This is a genomic window from Acetonema longum DSM 6540 (assembly GCF_000219125.1).
GTDB classification, from domain to species: Bacteria; Bacillota; Negativicutes; order Sporomusales; family Acetonemataceae; genus Acetonema; species Acetonema longum.
The window spans coordinates 1-1149 of the sequence record NZ_AFGF01000278.1 but is presented as its reverse complement, the minus strand read 5'-3'; the positions used below and the strand labels follow the sequence as shown (position 1 = coordinate 1149).

The 1149-nt window shown below is 54.7% G+C and carries 2 protein-coding genes; both read left to right on the top strand.

Annotation, left to right across the window (positions count from 1 at the left end; translation table 11 throughout):
* Positions 1-295: 295 nt before the first annotated feature.
* On the top strand, positions 296-505 hold the full coding sequence (locus ALO_RS19880) for a SymE family type I addiction module toxin (RefSeq protein WP_004099861.1): 210 nt from the start codon (positions 296-298) through the stop codon (positions 503-505).
* The gene (locus ALO_RS19875) at positions 486-842 is read left to right on the top strand and encodes a hypothetical protein (protein WP_004099859.1); all 357 of its coding nucleotides are present in this window, start codon (positions 486-488) and stop codon (positions 840-842) included. Before ALO_RS19880 ends, ALO_RS19875 begins: the two co-directional genes overlap by 20 nt.
* Positions 843-1149: the final 307 nt, after the last annotated feature.

The following is a 1149-nucleotide window of genomic DNA, read 5'->3' as shown; positions in this document are numbered from 1 at the left end:
GCATGTAGGCAGGCTGACAAGCCTGACCCTATGCCGGAGGGGGTGGTCATGTTTACAGGTTCTGCCGTAGGCAGAACAGAGGAAAATTGAAAAGGTCGCCATGACCTGCCAGTGGTGGAACACTGGCAGGCTCATGCAGGTAACTGGAGTACCTACACGTGCAGCGTTTTGCTGCCACAGCAACCTTATGAATATACTACTTGATTTTGCAGATTGTTACAACCCTTTCCCCTGTGTAGGATACCTCGCTTTTTCGGTTTTCCTCTCAACACACAGTGTGAGAGGAGCGCTTCCCATGGTCAGGATTCTTATCGTTTCCGGCGTATGGAGCCACAGGAACGCAGCAGGCCACTATGTGGAAGTCCCGGCCCTGCGCCTGCAGGGCAAATGGCTGGCCCAATTGGGTTTCCGGGTGGGCAGTCAGGTTCAAGTGTATGAAAACCCCGGAGAAATTACAATACGACTTTCAAAGGAGGATGTTTCGTATGGCAAAGACCCCATTTAACACGAGTTTGGACACGGATTTATTGACTCAGGCGCGCGAGTTGGCAAAGGTTCAAGGCTTCAAAAGCGCCACGGCGATCATTGAGGAAGCGCTACGCCTCTATTTCGCCAATTATCAGGCCGAGGTCTGGGAAAAACCATTGCCGGACGGGACGTTGCAAAAGTTGACGGTTCGCCCGGATAAGGTTTTGTTGGAGAGTATCCGGACAAGAAAGGTGGCAACAAAATTTGACCGTCAATATGTTACGGAGGAAGCCTTGGAGGCCAGAGGATGGGCGCGGGTATGGAAGATGCGGCGCATTCCTGCCCCTTTGCATGTGGTTGCTTCTCAGGGCTGACGGACGAACTCTTTCCGGTGGGCCGGGTATCCGGCCCACCGGGGTTCCCCCTTCGTTTCCCCTGGAAAAGGCGAGGAGCTCCGCAGCAGGCCGGGCGGCATACCCAAAGACAGGCGGCAGCCTGGCTGGAGGCCGCGCGGCCTGCTGCGGAGCGGGTAGCCTTCGAACCAGTAACTCTAGTTCAGCGGAGAAAAGGGTTTACCCCTCTTGCCTGGCGGCAGGCAGGAAAGGTAAGGACTTTTCGCGTTGAGTCCTTAAAAATCTGTCACAGTAAAACATGGATAGGTTGTCGGCCCCTTGCGAGCCT

What these genes read in the sequence shown, in the direction of transcription:
- ALO_RS19875 (WP_004099859.1), top strand. Translation starts at nt 486, where the DNA reads ATGGCAAAGACCCCATTTAACACGAGTTTGGACACGGATTTATTGACT.
- ALO_RS19880 (WP_004099861.1), top strand. Translation starts at nt 296, where the DNA reads ATGGTCAGGATTCTTATCGTTTCCGGCGTATGGAGCCACAGGAACGCA.